Annotated in this window: 6 protein-coding genes; all 6 read right to left on the bottom strand. The window is 76.5% G+C overall.

What is annotated here, in order from left to right:
• Window positions 1–14 precede the first annotated feature (14 nt).
• Complete coding sequence (locus BM242_RS20690; RefSeq protein WP_093840387.1) at window positions 15–9,350, bottom strand: type I polyketide synthase; 9,336 nt, start codon at window positions 9,348–9,350, stop codon at window positions 15–17.
• A 24-nt stretch (window positions 9,351–9,374) separates the two neighbouring features.
• A complete protein-coding gene (locus BM242_RS20685; RefSeq protein WP_093840386.1) occupies window positions 9,375–15,890 on the bottom strand; it encodes a type I polyketide synthase in 6,516 nt (2,171 codons plus the stop codon).
• 106 nt (window positions 15,891–15,996) lie between these two features.
• On the bottom strand, window positions 15,997–16,896 hold the full coding sequence (locus BM242_RS20680; protein WP_093840385.1) for a 2-oxo acid dehydrogenase subunit E2: 900 nt from the start codon (window positions 16,894–16,896) through the stop codon (window positions 15,997–15,999).
• Window positions 16,893–17,162, bottom strand: a complete 270-nt coding sequence (locus BM242_RS20675) for an acyl carrier protein (RefSeq protein ID WP_093840384.1) — start codon at window positions 17,160–17,162, stop codon at window positions 16,893–16,895. Before BM242_RS20675 ends, BM242_RS20680 begins: the two co-directional genes overlap by 4 nt.
• Window positions 17,152–19,137, bottom strand: a complete 1,986-nt coding sequence (locus BM242_RS20670; RefSeq protein WP_093840383.1) for an HAD-IIIC family phosphatase — start codon at window positions 19,135–19,137, stop codon at window positions 17,152–17,154. The genes BM242_RS20675 and BM242_RS20670 overlap by 11 nt, the downstream gene beginning before the upstream one ends.
• Window positions 19,127–20,221 carry a 3-oxoacyl-ACP synthase III family protein gene (locus BM242_RS20665; RefSeq protein WP_093840382.1) on the bottom strand — a complete coding sequence of 365 codons (1,095 nt, stop codon included), beginning with the start codon at window positions 20,219–20,221 and terminating at the stop codon, window positions 19,127–19,129. The genes BM242_RS20670 and BM242_RS20665 overlap by 11 nt, the downstream gene beginning before the upstream one ends.
• Window positions 20,222–20,530: the final 309 nt, after the last annotated feature.

Here is a 20,530-nt window from a genome sequence, read left to right as displayed (position 1 = left end):
GGCCGGCCGGGCGGTCACAGGCCGGCGGTCAGATCGTTCTGGACGGCGCGCAGCAGTTCCTCGTCGGTGAGGTCCGCCAGCGAGAGTGCCGCAGCCGGCTCGGGCGCGACCGGAGCCGCGGCCGGGGCGGGCTCGGCCGGGGCGCCCAGCAGGCCGGGCAGGTCGGCGAGGTGGGCGGACAGTTCACGGACGGTCGGGTAGTCGATGGCGACGGTGGACGGCAGTTCGGTGTCCAGCCCGTGGGAGAGCAGATCGCCCAGGTCCAGCACCATGATCGAGTCCAGGCCGGCCTCCTCGAAGCCGCGGTTGGGATCGGCCACCGCGTCCGGCTCGCCCAGGATCTCGCCCACCACCTCGGTGAGCACGGCGCGCAGCGCGGTGTCCCGGTCGTCCGGCTCCAGGGCGGTGAGCCGCTCGCGAAGCCAGCCGCGCGGCCGGTCCCCGTCGCCGCCCGGCTCGCCGCCGCGGCCCGCGGCGGCGTCCCGCCCCCCGGCGGACCGGGCGAGTTCGGCGGCGTAGCGGGCCCTGGGGTGGCCGCCCAGGGCCTCGGTGTAGCGCACGGGGTCGAGGTTGACGGCGAGCAGCCGGGCCTCGTCGTCGGCGGCGGCCAGCGCCAGCAGCGGTTCGGCGGTCTCGTCGTCCAGCGGCTCGATGCCCAGCTTCTCCACGGCCCGGCGCATGGCCGCCGAGTCCGCCATGCCGCCGCCGGCGACGGGCACATACGGGCCCCATTCGACGGCGGTGGCCGGGACGCCCTGGTCGCGGAGCGCGGTGGCCAGGCCGCTGAGGTAGCCGTTGGCGGCGGCGTAGTTGGCCTGGCCGGCGTTGCCGAGCACCGCGGCGGCCGAGGAGTAGAGGACGAACGCCTTCAGCGACTGGCAGCCGGCGGCCAGGGCCAGATTCTCGGCGCCGCGCGCCTTGGCCGCGAAGACGGTCTCGAAGTCCTCCGGGGTGAGCTGGTCGAAGGCCCGGTCGGCGGTGGCGCCGGCCAGATGCAGCACCGCGGTCAGCGGGGCGTGCCGGCCGGCCGCCTCCACCGCGGCGGCGCAGTCCGCCGGGTCGGAGACATCGCCGGTGAACACCTCCACGGCGCAGCCGCCGGCCCGGAGCTCGTCGATGACGGCGCGGGCCGCCTCGCCCGGCTCCCGGCGGGCCATCAGGGTCAGCACGGTGGCGCCCTGCCGGGCCAGCATCCGGGCGGCGCTCAGGCCGAGGCCGCCCAGGCCGCCGGTGAGCAGCACCCCGCCGGTCCAGTCCGGTTCCTCGCCGGTCGCGGCGGCGGCGGTCAGCCGGGCCACCCGCACCCCCTCGGCGCCGACGGCCACCCGCAGTTCCGCGTCGGAGCCGCCGCCGTCACCGCCGTCGCCGGTGAGGTCGTCCAGCAGCCGGCCGAGGGTGCCGGCCACCGCGTCGGGCCGCCAGCCGTCGTCCAGGGTGACGCGCACCAGGCGCCGTTCGGCGTCCTCCGTCTCCAGCGCGGTGAGCAGGCCGAACAGGGCCTCCCGGGTGGGTGCCGCGGCGGCCGTGCCGCGGGCCAGCACCGCATACGGGGTGCGGCGCGGCATGCCGCGCAGGGTGTCGGCCAGGGCCAGGGACGCGGTCATGGCCGCGGTGGCCGAGGTCTCCGCCTCCTGCTCCGGCAGCCGCAGATCGACCACCATGTCAACGGCGTCCACGGCGTCCACGGCGGCGTCCGCCGCGGCCGTCCCGGCCGGGACTTGCTGCACGGTGTGGCCGTGCGCGGCCAGGGCCTCGGCCACCCGCCGGCCGTCCGGGGTGTCGCCGCCCAGCAGGGCCAGGGTGCGCCCCGCGGTGCCGCGGCCCTCCAGCCGGGGCTCGGCCATCCAGGTGGTGCGGTGGGCGCCCGCCTGGCCGTCCCGCAGGCTCTGCCGCAGGGTGGCGCGGCGGGCGGCACGGATCCGGAAGTGGTCGGCGACCAGGGTGGACTGCCCGTCGGAGGTGAACATGTGCAGATCGGCCAGATCCACCCGCAGCCGGCCGTTCGGCAGCGGGTCGGCGTGCCGGACCAGCACATGGCCCCACATCTCGTCCGGGTGCGCGCCCCGGGCCGGGAAGGACAGCCGGGCCGCGGAGAACGGGATGGACAGGGTGGCGGCGGAGTGGATCTCGTCGTCCACCATGAAGGCGGCCATGGACTGGAACAGCGAGTCGATCAGACCCGGGTAGAGCTCGTAGTCGCCCAGCTCGTCGGGGAGTTCCGGCACGGTGTAGCGGATCAGGGCCTCCTCGCCGCGCACCCACACGTCCGAGATCCAGCGGAAGGACGGGCCGAGGTTGTAGCCCAGGGCGGCGAAGTAGGTGTAGAAGGTGTGGCCGTCGACATAGCGGTCGGCGCCGGAGATGAACGCCCGGCGGTCCACGGCGGGCGCGGAGGGCGCCTGGTCGCCGAGGCGTCCGTGCAGATGCCTGGTCCACACCCCGCGCTCGGCGTCCAGCAGGCTGTGCACGCCGACCGGGCGGCCGGAGCCGGCGCCCGGCCCCTCGGCCGGTTCGGGCTCGACCGTGATCTGCACGTCGTAGCGCTCGCCGTCCTTGATGACCAGCGGGTGCGGGCAGACGAAGTCCTCCATCACCAGCGGCCGTCCGCCGCCGCCCAGCGCGGAGAGGATGGACGCCAGATGGGAGGAGGCCGGGGTGAGCACCGTGTCGTCGATGCGGTGGTGGGTCAGGAAGGCCGGGAAGGACGCGTCGGCGGTGGCGCTGCGCTCCAGGGTGAACAGCCGGCCCCCGCCCAGCACGGGCGAGCGCAGCTCGGTGCCCCAGTGCAGCTTGCGGGTGCCGTCGGCGGCGACCGCGGAGGCCACCGCGGGTTCCCCGGCCCCGGCGCCGGCCGCCGGGCGGGCGGCGGGGGTGACGGAGGTCCAGTGCCGGGTCGGCGCGTACGGGTAGCGCGGCGCCGGGGCCCGGCCGGTGCCGGTGGCCGCCTGCACCGCCGTCCAGTTCAGATCGGCGCCCCGCTCGTAGAGCGCGCCGGCCGCCTCCAGCATGGCCGCCCGGTCGCTGCGGCGCTTGCGCAGCGAGGGGTGGGCGCCGCCGTCCGGGGTGAGCCGGGCCGCGGCCAGCAGATTGACCAGGGTGCGGTCCGGGCCGATCTCCAGACAGATGTCCGTCCCCAGACCGGCGAGCTGTGCCGCGCCCTCGTGGAAGCGGACGTGCCGGCGCAGATGGCGCGGCCAGTAGCCGGCGTCATAGGTGTCCGGCCCGGCCACCGCGCCGGTGAGGTTGGAGATCACCGGGATGCGCGGGGCGGCGAAGGACAGCCCCTCGGTGAACTCGCCCAGTTCCCCGGCGACCGGCTCCACCAGCCGGGAGTGCATGGCCACCGAGACCGCCAGCCGGGCGGTGCGGACCTTGCCGAGGTCGCCGGCCTTGGCCCGGGCCTCCAGCGCGGCGATGTCCTCGACCGCGCCGGAGACCACCGTGGAGGCCGGGCCGTTGACCGCGGCGATGTCCAGGGCGCGGCCCTCGATCAGCTCGGCGGCCCGCTCCGGCGGCACCGTCAGGGAGAGCATGGCGCCGGGCCCGGTGGCGGCGATCAGCCGCGCCCGGTGGGCCACCAGCGCCAGGCCGGACTCCCGGTCCAGCACCCCGGCCAGCACGGCGGCCGGGATCTCCCCGACGCTGTGGCCGGTGACCGCGTCCGGGGTGATGCCCCAGGACGCCCACAGCTCGGCCAGCGACAGCTGGAGGGCGGCGATGGCGGGCTGGGCGTACTCGATGCGGTGGAGCAGTTCCTCGTCCACGCCGTAGCACATCAGGTCGGGCAGGGAGAGGCCGAGCAGCCCGGACAGCACCCGGTCGCAGTCGTCCAGGGTTTCCCGGAACACCGGCTCGGTCTCGTAGAGTTCGCGGCCCATGCCGAAGTACTGGCTGCCGGAGCCGGTGAACAGGAACGCCACCTTGGGCCGGCCCGGGCCGGTGACCTCGCCGCCGTCGGTGCCGAGCGAGCGCAGCAGTTCCCCGGCGGTGGAGCCGGACAGGGCGCGGCGGACCGGGAAGTGGGCGCGGCCGGAGCCGGCGGTGCGGGCCAGGGCGGCCAGCGCGGCCGTGGCGTCGGGGCCGGCGGCGTCCGGCTCGGCCAGCCGCTCCCGCCAGGCGTCGGCGACCCGCTCGAAGGCGGCCGGGTCGGGCGCGGACAGCGGCAGCAGGAACGGTCCTTCGGTGTCGGTGACGACCCGCGGCACCGCCTCCTCGGCCGGGGCCGGGGCCTCGCCGACGATGACATGGGCATTGGTGCCGGTGAAGCCGAAGCCGGAGATGCCGGCCAGCCTGCGGGCGCCCTTGCGGGACCGCCACGGGGTCAGCGCCTCCACCACCCGCAGGTTCATGTCGTCCCACGGGACGTGCGGGTTGAGCTCCTCGCAGTGCAGCGAGGCCGGCAGCCGGCCGTTGCGCAGCGCCAGCACCGTCTTGACGACGGAGGCCATGCCGGCCGCGGACTCGGCGTGTCCCAGGTTGGACTTGACCGAGCCGACGTGCAGCGGGTCACCGGCCTTGCGGTCTCGGCCGTAGACCGCCCAGGCGGCCTTGAGCTCGATGGGGTCGCCCAGCGAGGTGCCGGTGCCGTGCGCCTCCAGATAGGAGACCTCGGCGGGGGCGACTCCGGCGTCGTCCAGGGCTGCGGTGATGACCGCCTGCTGGGCGGTGCCGCTGGGCACGGTCAGCCCGGAGGAGGCGCCGTCCTGGTTCAGGGCCGTGCCGTGGATGACGGCCAGCACGCGGTCGCCGTCCCGGTGGGCGTCGCGGAGCCGCTTGAGGACCAGCACCCCCACGCCCTCGGCCCGGACGAAGCCGTCCGCGTCGGCGGAGAACGCCTTGCAGCGGCCCTCCGGGGAGAGCATGTGGGCGCGGCTGACCGCCACCGAGGTCTCCGGCGAGGACAGCACATTGACCCCGCCGGCCAGCACGGCGTCCGACTCCCCGGTGCGCAGCGAGCGCACCGCCAGGTGCAGGGCGGTGAGGGAGGAGGAGCAGGCGGTGTCCACCGCCATGGCCGGGCCGTTCAGCCCCAGGGTGTAGGCGATGCGTCCGGCGGCGGCGTTCAGCGCGGTGCCGGAGGCGTAGTAGGCGTCCAGGCCCGTCAGGCCGCCCTCCTGGAGATGGCGGGCGTAGTCGGAGTTGGAGATGCCGACGAACACCCCGGTGCGGGTGGCGCGCAGGCTGTGCGGGTCGGTGCCGGCGTCCTCCAGGGCGTGCCAGGCGGCGGCCAGCAGCAGCCGCTGCTGCGGGTCCAGGCTCTCCGCCTCCCGGCCGGGGATGTTGAAGAACGCGGCGTCGAAGGCGGCGATGTCGGAGAGGAAGCCGCCCTGGTCGGTGGAGACGGTGCCGGTGCGGCGCTCGTCGCCCGAGGCGTGCAGGGCGGCGGCGTCCCAGCGGTCGGCGGGCACGGTGGAGACCGCGTCGGTGCCGGTGCGCAGCAGCTCCCACAGCTCCTCGGTGGAGTCGGCGCCGGGGAAGCGGGCGGCCATGCCGACGATCGCCACCGGCTCTGACCACAGCCCGCCGCCGCCCGGCCCGGGTGCGGCGGCGTCCTCGCCGGCCGGCTGCGCGGGCGCGCCGGGTGCGGGCGCGGGGCGCCGCCGGGCGGCGGGCTCCGCCCCGGCGGGCCGGTCCGTGCCGTGGGTGGTGACATGGTCGGCCACCGCGTCGCCGAGCGCGGCGACGGTGGCGTTGGTGATGACATCGGTGGCGTCCAGCACCAGGCCGACCGCGTCGGTGATCTCCTTGGCCAGGTCGGCGGCCATGATGGAGTCCAGGCCGAGGCCGAACAGCCCGGCGGTCTCCGGGACGGCGGCCGGGTCGTCGTGGCCCAGGATCGGCGCGGCCAGCCGCGCCACCAGGGCGCGGGCCGCGGCCGGGCGGGCGTCGGCGGGCAGCGCCAGCAGCTCCGCCCGGGCACCGGACCGGTCGCCGGCCGGGTCCGCCGCGGAACCGCCGGCCGGGCCGGCCGCGGAACCGGCGGCGGAGCCGTCCGCGGCCTGCGGCAGCAGCCGCTCGTACAGCGCCCGGCGGCGGACCGAGGACATCACCGAGACAAAGCGCGGCCAGTCCATGGCGGCGGCCACCAGATGACCGGAGGGGCCGGGCGCGGCGGCGGTCAGCGCGGCGCAGCCCTGGGCGGGCGTCAGATCCGTGATGCCCATCCGGGCCAGCTTGCGGCGCTTTTCCTCGTCGGCCATGCCGGCCAGGCCCCAGGTGCCGTAGGCCACGGCCGCGGCGGGCAGCCCGGCGGCGGCGCGGTGGGCGGTGAGGGCGTCCAGACCGGCGTTGGCCGCCGCATAGCCGCCGCGGCCCTCGTTGCCCCACAGCGCGGAGACCGAGGAGGTCTGGGTGAAGAAGTCCAGCTCCCAGTCGCGGCTGAGCAGATGCAGCCACCAGGCGCCGGAGAACTTGCCGCGCAGCGCGGTGGCGAAGTCCTCGGCTCCGGCGTCCGCCAGCGCGGCCTGCGGCAGGGTGCCGGCGCTGTGCACCACGCCCCGGACGGGCGGCAGCCCCTCGGTGCCGGCGCGGCAGGCGGCGGCCAGTTCGGCGGCCGAGCCGGTGTCGGCCGCGAGGTAGCGGACCTCGGCGCCGCTCGCCCGGAGCGCGCTCAGCGCGGCGGCCGCCCCGGGCCGCAGTTCCGCCTCGGCGGTGCGGCCGAGCAGCAGCAGGTGGCGGGCGCCGCGGGACACCAGATCGGCGGCGATCTCGCGGCCGATGCCGCCCAGACCGCCGGTGAGCAGATAGGTGGCGTCACCGGTGACCGGCAGGCCGCCGGGCCGGCCGGCCGGTTCGGTGGGCCGCAGCCGGGCGGCCAGCACCCGGCCGGCCCGGACCGCGGTGGCGTCCTCGGCGCTGTCGCCGTGCAGGGCGAGGGCGAGCGCGGCGCGGGCGTCCTCGGCGGTGGGCTCGGCGGGCAGGTCGGTGACGCCGGCGAAGGCGGCGCCCAGCTCCAGGCCCAGGACCGGGCCCAGGCCGTGCAGCAGGCCGTGGTCGGTGGCCGGGACCGGGTCGGCGCCGGTGACCTGCCGGGCGCCCCGGGTCAGCAGCAGGGTCCGGCCGGTGACCGGGGAGACCAGCAGGGCACGCACGGCGGTGGTGGCGGCGGCCAGCAGCCGGCCCCCGGCGGCGGCCGGGTCGGCCGCGCCGTCGGCGCCGTCGGGGCTGTCGGGGCTGTCGAGGCTGTCGGGCAGCGGGTGGGCGGCGAGCGCCAGCACCAGCGCGACCGGCCCGGCTGCCGGGCGGGCGGCCCAGAACGCGGCCCAGGCGTCGTCGTCGGCGGGCAGCGCGCCGCGCTCCCAGCCCTCCGGCACGGCCACCCCCTGCGGGCCCAGCACGGTGCCGGCGGGGCCGGCCTGCGCGGCCAGCGCCTCCAGCAGCCCGGCGTCGTCACCGGCCAGCACCAGCCGCGGGGCGGCTTCCGCCGCGCCGGGGCCGGCGGCGGGCAGGGGGAGTTCCTGCCAGTCCAGTTCGTACAGCGGTGCGCCGGCGGGCTGCCCCTCCGGAGCGGAGTCCGCGGCGGCCCCGGCGGCTCCGGCGGCCCCGGTGTCCGCGGCGGGGGTGGCCGTGGCCGGGGCGTAGCGGCGGTGCTGCCAGGGGTAGTGCGGCAGGTCGGCCACCCGGCGCGGCGGCCGGGTCCCGGCGGGGGCCGCCGGGGAGGCGGCGTCGCCGTCGGTCTCGGTGAGGGTGACGGCCGGGCTGGTGGTGCCGTCGGCCAGCGCGTTGAGCGCCTCGACGGCCGCCGCCGGGCTGTCCGCGGTGACCTCGGCCCGCAGCGGCAGGGCGGCCCGCCCGTGGGTGGCGGTCCAGGCGAACGCCGCGTACCCGGCCGGGTCCCCGGCTCCGGCGGCACCGGTCAGATGGTCGGCGTAGGAGGCCGCCAGTTCCCGCAGCGCCTCCGGGGTGCGGGCGGAGAGGGTGAAGCCGGTCACCGGCTCCGCGGCGGGGCCGCCGGCCTCCGGCCGGTCCTCGGCCGGGCCCACGATGACATGCGCGTTGGTGCCCGCCATGCCGAAGGAGCTGATGCCCGCGAAGCCGCCGCCGTCCCAGGGCCGCAGTTCGCCGGAGAGCGTGACGCCGGTGCCGTCCAGGTCGATCCGCGGGTTGAGGGTGCGGAAGTGCACCAGCGGCGGCACCGCCCGGTGGCGCACGCACAGCACGGCCTTGATCAGGCCGGCCACCCCGGCCGCCGCCTCCAGGTGGCCCATGTTGGTCTTGACCGAGCCGACGTGCAGCGGCGAGCCGCCGCCGGGCCGGCCCAGCGCCTCCACGATGGCCTCCATCTCGATCGGGTCGCCCAGCGAGGTGCCCGTGCCGTGCGCCTCGACGAGCCCGATGTCGGCGGGCGAGAGCTGCGCGTCGGCCAGGGCCGCCTTCAGCAGGCCGGTCTGGGAGAGCACGTTCGGCGCGGTGAAGCCGGAGGACCGGCCGTCCTGGTTGGTGGCGGTGCCCTTGATCACCGCCAGCACCCGGTCGCCGTCCCGCCGGGCGTGGTCCAGCCGCTTCAGCACGACGACCCCGACGCCCTCGCCGCGCACAAAGCCGTTGGCGCGGGCGTCGAAGGCCCGGCACAGCCCGTCCGGGGAGAGCGAGCGGGTCTGCTCGATGACCCGGGTGGAGCCCGGCGACAGCACCAGGTTGACGCCGCCCGCCAGCGCCACGTCCACCTCGCCGCGGCGCAGCGCCTGGGCGGCGGTGTGCACGGCGACCAGCGAGGAGGCGCAGGCGGTGTCGATCGCCACCGCCGGGCCGGTCAGGCCCAGGCTGTAGGCGATGCGGCCGGCCGCGAAGCTGTGCCCGTTGCCGGTGGCCGCATAGGTGCTGTCGGGGTCCTCGCCGGTCAGCCAGTCCGCGTAGTCCTGGCGGCCGGTGATGCCGACATAGGTGCCGACCCGGGCATCGGTGAGCCGGGCGGGCGGCAGCGCGGCGTGCTCCAGCGCCTCCCAGGCCACCTCCAGCAGCAGCCGGTGCTGCGGGTCGATGGCCCGGGCCTCGCGCGGGCTGATGCCGAAGAACGCGGCGTCGAAGTCGAGCACCTCGTCCAGGAAGCTGCCCCGGCTGGGCAGGTGCGCCCACTCGGCGGCGAACGGCCCCATGCGGTGCCCGGGCCGGGACCGGACCAGGTCGGCGCCCGAGCTGAGCGCCGCCCAGTAGCCGTCCAGGTCCTCGATGCCGCCGGGCAGCCGCAGGCCGATGCCGACGATCGCCAGCGGCTCGCCCTCGCCGCGCTCGGCGAGCTGGGCCTTGAGTGACTTGATGGTGGCCATCGCCCGGGTGAGGGGCGTGGCGCGGCCGGAGCCGGAGCCGGCGCCCTCCTGGGCTGCGGCGCCGGGTGTGGTGCCGTTCGTCATCGGTGACACGTCCTTGAGGGTTCGTCAGGCCACGGTGGCCAGGGTCTGCTGGCGGTCGTCCTGCTGCCGCGCCTCGGGCGCGGGCTCGGCTGCGGTTCCGTTCCGGTCGCCCCTCCCGTCGCCGGCCCGGGCCGCGGTCTGCTGCCCGAGGCGTTCGCCGATGGCGCCGGACAGGGCGCGGGAGGTGCCGTAGGTCCACAGCAGGGTGGGCGAGAGGGTGAGGCCGAAGGAGGCCTCCAGGCGGTTGCGGAGCTCCAGGCTCATCAGGGAGTCCAGGCCCATCGCCTTGAACGGGGTCTCGCGGTCGATGTCCTTGGGGTCCAGGCGCAGCACCCGGCCGAGGTTCTCCCGGACCCGGGTCTCCACCAGGGACAGCCGCTCCTCCTCGCCGGCGGCGAGATAGCGGGCCAGGAAGGCGCCGCCGCCGTCGGCCCGGCTGCCGTTCTCCTTCAGGGAGTTGTGCAGCACCTCCCAGGTGCGCTGGGCGGCGGTGTCGGGGTAGGCGTCGAACCACTGCCGCAGATTGAGCGGCATATAGCCGACGACCTGCCGGTCCTGGCCGAGGAAGCGTTCCAGCGCGGCCCAGCCGTCCTCGGCCGGGAAGCTGGACATGCCCCGGTCGCCCAGCCGGGCGCCGCGCACGTCCTCCTTGGCGGCCAGGCCGATCTCGGCGAACGGGCCCCACTGCACGGCCAGGGCCGGGCGTCCGGCGTGCCGCCGGGCCTCGGCGAGTGCGTCCAGGTAGGCGTTGCCGGCCGCGTAGCCGGCCTGCCCGGCGTTGCCGATCAGGGAGGCGACCGAGGAGAACAGGACGAACATGTCCAGCGGATCGTCCGCGGTGGCCGCGTCCAGATGGCGGGCGCCGTCCACCTTGGGCGCCAGCACCCTGGCGATCTGCTCGGGGGTGGCGTTGCCGACGGTGGCGTCGTCCAGCACGCCGGCGGCGTGCACCACGCCGCGCAGCGGGGGCAGTTCCTCGCGGACGCGGGCCAGCGCGGTGCGGACCGCGTTCTCGTCGGCCACGTCGCAGGCGTAGGACTGGACGCGGACGCCCTGCCGCCGCCAGCGCGCGATGGCCGCCTCGGCCTCGGGGCCGGGCGCGGAGCGGCCCAGCAGGGCCAGGCCGCCGGCGCCGCGGGCGGCGAGGAAACCGGCCAGGGACAGGCCCAGGCCCCCCAGGCCGCCGCTGATCAGGTAGCTGCCGTCGGAGCGGAACGCGCCCCGGTTCAGCGGCTCGGGCGCGATGCCGGTCACCGCCTCGGGGCCGGTGAGCACGAACTTGCCGATGTGGGTGCCGTGCGACATCTCGCGCAGCGCCTCGGCGGCCCCGGCGAACTCCCGCTCCAGCCGCGGCAGCGGGGTGATCCGGCCGGCCGTCACCTCGTCCCAGGCGGCGGCCAGCAGCCTGGCGAACCGCTCGGGGCGGCGGTCCAGCAGCCCGGCCAGGTCGACCGAGGCCAGGCTGATGCCCTTGCGGAACTCGCCCAGGGAGATGGTGCGGCCGGAGTAGATGTCCTTCTTGCCGACCTCGACGAACCGGCCGTCCTCGGCCAGGGCGGCCAGGCCGAGCGGGATGGCGGCGCCGGTGAGGGAGTTGAGGACCACGTCCACGCCGCGTCCGCCGGTGGCGGCGTGCACGCCCTCGGCCCAGTCCAGGCCGCGGGAGTCGAAGACATGCTCGATGCCGAGCTCTTCGCGGAGGTGGCGGCGCTTGGCCTCGGTGCCTGCGGTGGCGATCACCGTGGCGCCCAGGGCGTGCGCGACCCGGACCGCGGCCAGGCCCAGCCCGCCGGCGGCGGAGTGCACCAGCACCGTCTCCCCGGCCTCCAGGCGGGCCAGGTCCACCAGCCCGTACCAGGCGGTGCCCAGGGCCAGCGGCAGACCGGCGGCGTCGGCGTCCGGGAGGCCGTCCGGGACGGGCACCACATGGTCGGCGCGGACGGTGACATGGGAGGCCATGGCGCCCATGACGCAGGCCGCCACCCGGTCGCCGGGGGCGAGGCCGGTGACCCCCTCGCCGACGGCGACGACGCGCCCGGCGCACTCGCCGCCGAGCAGTCCGGCGCCGCCGGTGGGGTCGGGGTAGGTGCCCATGGCCTTCATCACGTCGATGAAGTTGAGGCCGGCGGCGGTGACCGCGATCTCCACCTCGCCGGGCGCGGGGGCGCGGCGGGCCAGCGGCCGGAACTCCAGGCCGTCCCAGCGGCCGGGGCGGGCGGCGGCCAGCCGGAACGGCTGGGGGCCGGACCGCCAGGGCGCGCGGGGCGCGGCGTCCGTCTCGTCGCCGGCGGGCGGGCCGGCCAGCAGCCGGCCGGCCAGGCGGTGGCCGTCGCGCAGCACGACCTGGTCCTCGCCGTCGTCGGCGAGCAGTTCGGCGGCGCACTCGGCGGCCCAGCCCGGCTGGTCGGGGGCGATGTCCAGCAGCAGCGGGGAGAGTTCGGAGTGCTCCCGGCGCAGCACCCGGCCGAAGCCCCAGAACAGGGCGCCGCCCGGGTCGGGCGCGCCGTCGCCGGCCGCGGCGGCCGACTGGGCGCGCACGGTGACCAGCGCCAGCCGGACGCCGCCCGGCCGGCCGGTCACGGCCCGCACCGCCTCGGGCAGCCGCGCCAGCGCGGCCCGCTGCGCGTCCAGTCCGGCCCCGGCGTCCGGCGCGATGACCGCCACCCCGCTCACCCCGGGCACCCCGGCCACCGTGTCGCCGCTGATCTCCGCGGCCGCCCGGGCGGTGGTCCCGGCCGCCCGCAGCGCCTCGGCCAGCTCCCCGGCCAGTTCCCCGGCCCGGGCATCGCCGCCGGCCACCAGCCACTCCCCGCCGCCGCTCGCGGCGGCGGTTCCGCGCGGCTGGGGGACGAAGGCCAGCCGGTACTCGCGCTCGGTGTCGTCGCGGTCGGCGGCGCCCGCGGTGAGCGGGCGCATCCGCACGCCGGTCATGGTGAGCAGCGGCTCCCGGCCGGCGGTGTACAGCCGCACGTCGAAGCACTGTTCGCCGCCCTCGCAGGGGATCTCGACGGCGTGCGACCAGACCTCCGTCACCGGCTCGGTCACCGGCTCGGTCTCCGGCTCGGTCGCCGGCCCGGCGGCGGACCCGGTCAGGGCGCCGTGCAGTTCGATCCGGCGGACGGCCGTGGGCACCACCGTGACGCCCTCCGCGCACAGCGCCAGCACGGCCTGGAGCGCCGCGTCCCACAGCGCCGGATGCAGGGCGTGCGCCCGGGCACCGGCCCGGCAGCGCTTGGGCAGCACCACCTGGGCCAGCACCTCCGCGGTGTCCCGCCGCAGCCCGGTGACGCCCTGGAAGGCCGGGCCGTAGTTCAGCCCGCGCGCCGCGCAGGCCGCGTAGAAGTCCTCGGCGGTGACGGCCTCGCCGCCCTCGGCCAGCCCGGCCGGGAAGGCGGCGGGCGGGTCCCCGGCGGCGGCGTTCTGCCAGACGCGGGCCGTGGCGTGCTCGGTCCAGGCCGGGACGCCGTCCGGCAGGGACAGCAGGGTGAAGCCGCCGCCCTCGGTGACGTCGTCCCGCCACACCACGCCCATCCGGGCGACGGCCGCGTCGCCCTCGCCGAAGGTGAGGTCGCCGGTGAAGGCGACATCGCTCAGCGCGGTGGGCAGCCTGCCGTACCGGGCGCGGGCGGCGGCCAGCGCATGGCCGAGCATGGCCACGCCCGGCAGCACCACCGCGTCGTCCACCCGGTGGTCCGACAGCCATGGGGCGCTGTCCGGCCCGGTCTCGAATTCGCCCTGCCAGACGTCCTGTTCGGTCACCGACGGGCTGAGCGTGAGCTGCTCGCCGGCGCCGGCCCCGGCCGCGGCGCGGCGCCGCCCGGTCTCCAGCCAGAACCGGGACCGCTGCCACGGATAGCCCGGCACCGGCGCGGACGCCCCGCGCGGCAGGGTGCCGAACGGCTCCAGCCCGGACACATAGCCGCGGGCGAAGGACAGCGCCAGATCGGCGGGCGCGCCCTGCTTGCGGCGCAGCGAGGTGAGCACGGCGGGCGCCGGGCCGCCGGCCGCCGCGCCCAGTTGCTCGATCGCCGGGGCCAGCACCGGGTGCGGGCTGATCTCCACCACATGGGTGACGCCGTCCGCCAGCAGCGCGCCCAGCGCGTCGGCGAACATCACCGGCTGCCGCAGGTTGTCCACCCAGTAGGCGGTGTCCATCTCCTCGCCGGCCAGTTGCGCCACCCGCACCGTGGACATCAGCGGAACCCGGCCGCGCCGGGGCCGGACCGCGGCCAGTGCCTCGGCGAGCGCGGGCCGCAGCTCGTCCATCTGCGGGCTGTGCGAGGCGTAGTCCACGTTCACCAGGCGGCAGTAGACGTCCTCGGCCTCCAGGATCTCCTTCAGGGCCAGCACGGCGTCGGTGTCGCCGGAGAGCACGCTGCTGGTCGGGCCGTTGGAGACGGCCAGCGAGACCAGGTCCTCGAAGCCCTCCAGGGCCTCGCGGGCGGCGTCCGCGCCCAGGTCCACGGCGAGCATCCGGCCGCGGCCGGAGACCCGGCGGGCGATGGCGCTGCGCCGGGCGATGATCAGCGCGGCGTCCTGGTAGGAGAGAATGCCGGCCACGGTGGCGGCGGTGACCTCGCCCTGGCTGTGGCCGATCACCACATCCGGTTCGACACCGGCCTGCCGCCACAGTTCGGCGATGCCGGCCGACACGGCCCACAGGGTGGGCTGGATCATGTCGTTGCGCTCCAGCCAGCCGTCGCCGGCCGCGCCGGTGATCACCTCCCGCAGGTCCCAGTCGGTGTGCGGCCGCAGGGCCTCGGCGCACTCGTCGATGACGGCGGCGAAGGCCGGGTTGCCGGCGTAGAGCTCGCGGCCCATGCCGGCCCACTGGGAGCCCTGGCCGGGGAAGACGAAGGCGGTCCGGCCGTGTTCCCGCGCGGTGCCGGTGACCAGGCCGGGCACCTCGGCCCCGGCGGCACCGGCGGCGTCGGCCGGCGCGGCGAGCCGGTCCAGGGCGGCCAGCACCGGCCCGGGGTCCGCGGCGGCGCCGCCGTCCGCGGCCACCACGGCGGCCCGCAGCGGGAAGCTGTCCCGCCGCCAGGCCAGGGTGCCGGCCAGTTCGGCCAGCGGGGTGCCGCCCGCGGCGACGCACTCGCGCAGGCCGGCGGCGCGGCTGCGCAGCGCGTCCTTGCTGTGCGCGGAGACCGGCAGCAGCACCGGCCCGCCGGCGGCGCCGGCCCCGTTCCCGGCCCCGTTCCCGTTCCCGGCCGCGGCCCGCTCGGGCGGGGTGGTGATGATGACGTGGGCATTGGTGCCGCCCCAGCCGAAGGAGTTCACGCCCATGTACAGGGGCCCCTCCTCCGGAAGGGGCAGCGGCTCGCGCACCACATGCAGATTCAGCTCGTCGAACGGAATGGTGTCGTTGAGCTGTTCCGCGTGCAGGCTGGGCGGCACGACCCGGTGCTGGGAGGCCAGCACGATCTTGAACAGGCCGGCCAGACCGGAGGCACCTTCCAGGTGGCCGATGTTCGACTTCACCGAGCCGACCGGGAGCGGCGCGGCGGTGTTCCGCCGCTGTCCGAGCGCCCGGCCGATGGCTCCGGCCTCCACGGGATCTCCGCGCTTGGTGCCGGTGCCATGTGCTTCTACGTACGCGAGCCAGTCCGGGTAGACGCCGGAGTCCTCATAGACCCGGCGCAGCAGTTCCTCCTGGGCGTCGGAGTGGGGGGTGACCAGGCTGTCGCCGCCGCCGTCGTTGTTGACGGCGGTGCCGGCGATCACGGCGTGCACCCGGTCGCCGTCCGCCAGGGCCCGGGAGAGCGGCTTGAGATAGACGCCGGCCACGCCCTCGCCGCGGACGAAGCCGTTGGCGCCCGCGCCGAAGGCGGCGCAGCGGCCGTCCGGCGACAGGCCGCCGAAGTGGGTGAGCCCGACCGACACATCGGGGGTGAGGATGAGGTTGATGCCGAAGACCATGGCGCCCTCGATCTCCCCGGCGCGGATCGCCTGGGCGGCCAGGTGCAGCGCCACCAGGGAGGAGGAGCAGCCGGTGGCCAGGGTCAGGGAGGGGCCGGTCAGCCGCAGGAAGTAGGAGACCCGGGCGGCGATCACGTCGATGGCCTCGCCGACCGCGCTGCGCTGGGTGTGCGGGGCGCCGCTGTTCTTGCGCAGCAGCTCGTAGTCGTGCCACACCGTGCCGACATAGACGCCGGTGGCCGAGTCGTGCAGCGCGGTGGCGGGTATCCCGGCGTCCTCCAGGGTCCGCCAGGCGGTTTCCAGCACCAGCCGGTGCTGCGGGTCCACATCGGCGGCCTCGCGGTGCGAGATGCCGAAGAAGGCAGGGTCGAAGGCGTCGACGCCGTCGATGAAGCCGCCGACGTTCTGGATCTGCTTCTCGGGGTCGAGCTGCGCGGCGGCGTCCCAGCGGTCGGCCGGCACGGGCCGGATGGCGTTGCCGCCCTCGGAGAGCAGGGTCCACAGTTCCCCGGTGTCCGAGGCACCGGGGAACCGGCCCGCCATTCCGACGATGGCGATGGGCTCGCCGGCGGCCGGGGCGGCCGGGCGCGCGGAGTCGTGGTGGTCGGTTTCTGCGTGCATCTCTACCTCGGTCGAAGATGTGGACGGTCGGGCGGCACGGACACGGACACGGGCGCGGGCACGGGGCGGCCGGCGGGTCCGGGGGGCGGGGCGCCGGGCGCGGGGGTCAGATGCCGGGGACGACGGGGCCGTTCTCCAGCCGGGACTTCACCCGGGCCAGCACCTCGGAGGCCAGCGCGCCGTCGACGGCCCGGTGGTCGAAGGCGAGCGAGAGGGTGAAGGACGGCGCCACATGCACCCGGCCGTCCCGGGCCAGGGCGGTCTCGGCGATCCGGCCGACACCGAAGCCGAGCGTGCCGGAGATCATCGGGAAGATGGCGCGCACCGGTTCCTGCCCCACCGAGGTGACCGAGAAGGTGCCCTGGAGGGCGGCCCGGCGGGTGGGGTCGGCCATGGCGGCCCGGTAGACCAGGCGGGCCACCGGCAGCGGCAGCCGCTGGATGCGGGCCAGCTGCCGGAACGGGCCCTCCTCGGCGACCTCGGCGTTCTTGTAGGTGGTGACGTAGCTCTGGATCTCGTGCGGGGTGAGGTTCTGGGCGGCCGGGATGGTGCCGGAGACCACGCACCGCACCCCTTCCACCGTCTTGTCGAACAGCACCTTGGCGGCGACGTCGTCCGGCACGGCGAGCCGGGGCCGGAAGCGTCCGCCCCAGAACAGCGCCCGGGACTCGGGGTAGTCGTGGACCACATCGGCGGCGGCCTTGACCACCAGGCTGATGTAGCTCAGGGAGGGGTCGGCCGCCCTGGCCTCGGCCATCCGGGTGGCGTCCACATCGGCCCACAGATAGACGTGGCAGGTGCGGCGGGCCCCGGAGAGGAAGGTCAGGGTGCCGCGCCGGGCCCGGGGGAAGGCGCGGGTGCGGGGCGGGGGCGGCGGCCCGGCCGGGGCCGGCGGGGTGAACGTCCCGGCGTCCTCGACGGAGTCGAAGGCGTCGCCGGCGAACCGGCCCGCGGCGTCGGTGCCGGCTCCGGCGGAAACGCCCCCGGTGGGAACGACGGTGCTCATGACAGCTCCCCTCCGGCGGCGTCGGCCACCAGCCCGGCCAGGTCGCCCAGGGTCTCGGCGGTCATGAACCGCTCGTAGTCCAGCGGGCCGCCGGCCTCGCGCTCCAGATAGACCAGGACCCGCATCTGGTTGACGGAGTCCCAGCCCTCGGTGGTGTTCAGCACCGTGAAGGTGGTGAGCTGGTTCAGGTCGACATCGAGAAGCTGGGCCAGGGCCTCGGCGACCAGCCGCTCCTCCTCGGTGCCGGCGGGTGTCTCAACGGACATGGAAGGCTCCCTTGTCGTCGGGGACCCGGATCCACCCGGGGACTCCGGGGAGCGGGTCGGTCTGCGGGTCGGTCAGCGGGCGGCGCCAGGCGGTGGCGCCGGTCTCCGGCTCGGCCTCGCCGACCTGGGCGAAGCCCTGGCCGGCGTAGAAGCCGGCGAACCGGGTGTTCTTGGGGCTGGGCACGAACCGGCCGGTGACGGCGGGGGCACCGGCCGCCCGAGCGGCCCGCAGCACCAGCGCGAGCAGGGCGTCCTCCACGCCCCGGGCGAAGACCCGGCAGCTCAGCACGAAGTTCTCCACCGCCCAGGCGCCGTCCGGCTCCTCGGCCAGGCACAGGGCGGCGATCAGGCCGTTGTCGCCGAAGGTGTCGGTCAGCCGGGCACCGAAGAAGGCCCCGCCGCCGTCGGCGGTCCGCCGGCCCAGCTCCTGCTCGCCGTAGCGCAGCCCGGTGAGATTGAACTGGTTGGTCTTGCCGAACAACTGCACGATCCGGCCGGTGTTCAGCGGCCCGGCCGGCTCCACCGTCAGCTCGGAGTCCAGCGCGGCCAGATAGGCGGTGAGGTCGGTGGCGGACCCGGCCAGTTCGGCGCGGGCGGCGCGCGCCCGGTACAGCTCGGTGCGGTCGCGGTCCTCCTCGGTCAGCCGCAGGGTGAGGAAGTCGCCGCGGGCGGCCAGGTGAGTGGCGTAGTCGGCCGGGTCGGCGGGCAGTTCGACGGTGGCGGCCTGCGGCAGCTCGCTGCGCATCAGGCCGCGCTCCACCTTGTTGTCGTCCACGAAGACCATGGCGTCGACGCCCAGATTGAGGTCGGCGGCCAGCCGGCGCACACTGCCCGGCTTGGGGTCCCAGTGCGCGTGCACGGCCACGAAGGACTCCGGGCGGAGCACCATCTCGGGGTGGGTGGCGATGGCCTCCCGGGCGCGGTCCTCGTCGTTCTTGGAGGCCACCGCCAGCAGCACGCCCTGCGCCTGGTAGTCCCGGGCCAGTTGCTGGAGCTCGCGGTGGGCCGAGCCGGGGTAGCCGCCGCCGAGCCTGAGCCCGCCCACGCCGTCGTCGCCCAGGACCCCGCCCCACAGGGTGTTGTCCAGGTCCAGCACCAGGCACTTGGCGGCCCGGCCCAGATCGGCCCGGCCCAGCCGGGACAGCTCCTCGGCGACGGCCAGCAGGTAGTCCGGCGAGTAGACGTGGGCGGCGAGATGGCGCATCCGTCCGGCGCCGAAGACGGGCCCGGCGGCCCGCTGGGCCAGCGCCTCGTGGGAGAGCACCACCGTGGCGGGCAGCGCCTCGGCGAGCGCGGAGATCTCCGCGTTCATCCGCTGCCAGGCGGCGTCCAGCCGGGCCCGGGCGGCGTAGGAGACCAGGCGGTCGCGGCGCAGCGGGGAGAGCGGCAGGGTGCACAGCACGATCAGCCCGCCCAGCGTCTCCCGGGCCCGGCCGGCCCAGGCGGCCAGCTCGGCGGGGAACACGGCGCAGCGCCGCTCCACCGCCTCCGCGTCCAGCGGGTCCCCGATCTCGTCGAAGACCGCGGCGTCATCCAGCAGGCACAGGGTGAGCCGGGGGGCGAAGCCGGCGAAGGCCGGGGCGCCGGAGAGGATCTCCAGCCGCCACTGGTTGAACCCGGCCTGCCGGATCTCCGGCAGCATGCCGTCCCGCACCAGCACGGCGGTGAGCAGCGGGGTGAGGGAGTCCAGGGTGGAGCTGCCGAGCACGGCGACGCGCTGCTCGGTGAGGGCGCCGGAGGCGGCCAGCCGCTCCCGGCGGGCGGGCGCGGCCAGCAGGCCGCCGGCCGCCTCCAGGTCGATGGCGCCCTGCCGGTCGGTGGCCTGCCGCAGCAGTTCCCGCACCGGCGCCGGGTCCTCGGGCAGCCCCGCCCGCGCCATCTCCCGCAGCCGCCGCACGGGGTTCGCCGGGGCGGCGGTGCCGGGGGAGGCGGGGGCCGGGGAGCCGGCGGCGCGGGCGGTGGTGTCAACGGACATCGCGGTGCTCCCGGTCCGGTGCGGCCGGGCGGTGGCGCAGGGCCATGCCGGAGAGCACCCACTTGGAGGACTCGATGGTGGTGACCAGCACCCGGCTGCCGTCGCCGGCCGGGGCGCCCGCGCCGTCCGCCTCGATCCGCCGCAGCGCGCGGCACAGCTGGATGAACGGCAGGGCGTTGCCGTTGTTGCCGGTGTCGGCGACGCAGGAGACGGCCTGCTGCTCGGTGACCCCCATGCGTTCCCGGATCTTCTCCGTCATCACGCCGTTGAGCTGGGGCGGCAGCACATAGTCCACCTCGGGCAGCTTCCAGCCGGTGACCGCGGTCAGCTCGTTGAGCACGGTGACCGCCAGGTCCGGCACCCGCGATTCGATGGCCTTGTAGTCCTCGTGCGCCATGGGCTCACGCACCTCGGTGCCGTTCGGGCCGGGCACCAGGGGCGCGCCCTCGGCGCCGTACCAGCGGACGACCTGGGCGGGGGCGCGGCCCTTGCCGGTGGTGCGCAGCAGCAGGTGTTCCACGGCGAAGCCCGGGCCGCTGCTGTCGGCCTCCACCAGGGCGGCGCCGGCCCCGTCGCCGAACAGGGCGAAGTTGGCCAGCTCGGCGGGGCGGGCGCGGCGGGTGTCGCCGTCGCCGGGCCAGAGCTTGACCACCGAGTCGGCGCCGATGACCAGGCCCCGGCGCAGGCCGCCGGCCAGCAGCGAGCGGGCCGTGTACAGGCCGGTCAGGGCGCCGGCGCAGCCTGAGGTGAGCTGGAAGGTGGGCAGGTCGTTGAGGCCGAGCCGGTCGGCGACCACATTGACCGTGGCGGGCATCAGCTCGTCGGGGGAGGCGGTGGTCAGCACCAGGAAGTCCAGCGCGGACGGGTCGGTGCCGGCGGCCTCAAGGACCCGCCGCCCGGCCTCGGTGGCCAGGTCGCCGGTGGTGCGGGGGGTGCCTTCGGGTCCGGCCGGGTCGCAGAAGTACCGGCTGCGGTTGCCGGTCATCTTCTCCAGCCACTTCTCGTGCAGTCCGAAGCGCTCCGCCATGTCCCGGTTGGTGACCGGTTCACCCGGCAGCACTTCACTGAGGGCGGTGAGTCTCACTGGTCAGTCCCCTTGGAGGAGGGTGGTCAGGTCACGGGCTTGGCTCCGGGTCGCGGCCGTTGCGGGCGGCGCGGCTGCGTTCCGGGATGCTTTCTCCCTTGGCGCACGTTCTGTACAACTTCACGCTAGAACGCGTCACTTGAGCCGGGCTCAGCCCCGGATAGCCCGGCCCCGGATCGCGGCTCGGGACACCGGCTCGGGGCACCGGCTCCGGACACCGGCTCCGGCGGGGCGGCGCCCGCGCTCCGGGCCGTTGCCGCCGCCGTCGGGGGACGGACGCCGGCCGGCGGGGGCCCGGAGCACGGGTGC

The sequence above is a fragment of the Streptomyces aidingensis genome (genome assembly GCF_900112355.1).
GTDB classification, from domain to species: domain Bacteria; phylum Actinomycetota; class Actinomycetes; order Streptomycetales; family Streptomycetaceae; genus Streptomyces; species Streptomyces aidingensis.
Note: the sequence above shows the minus strand (reverse complement) of the source record. Positions and strands in the feature narration are given on the sequence as shown.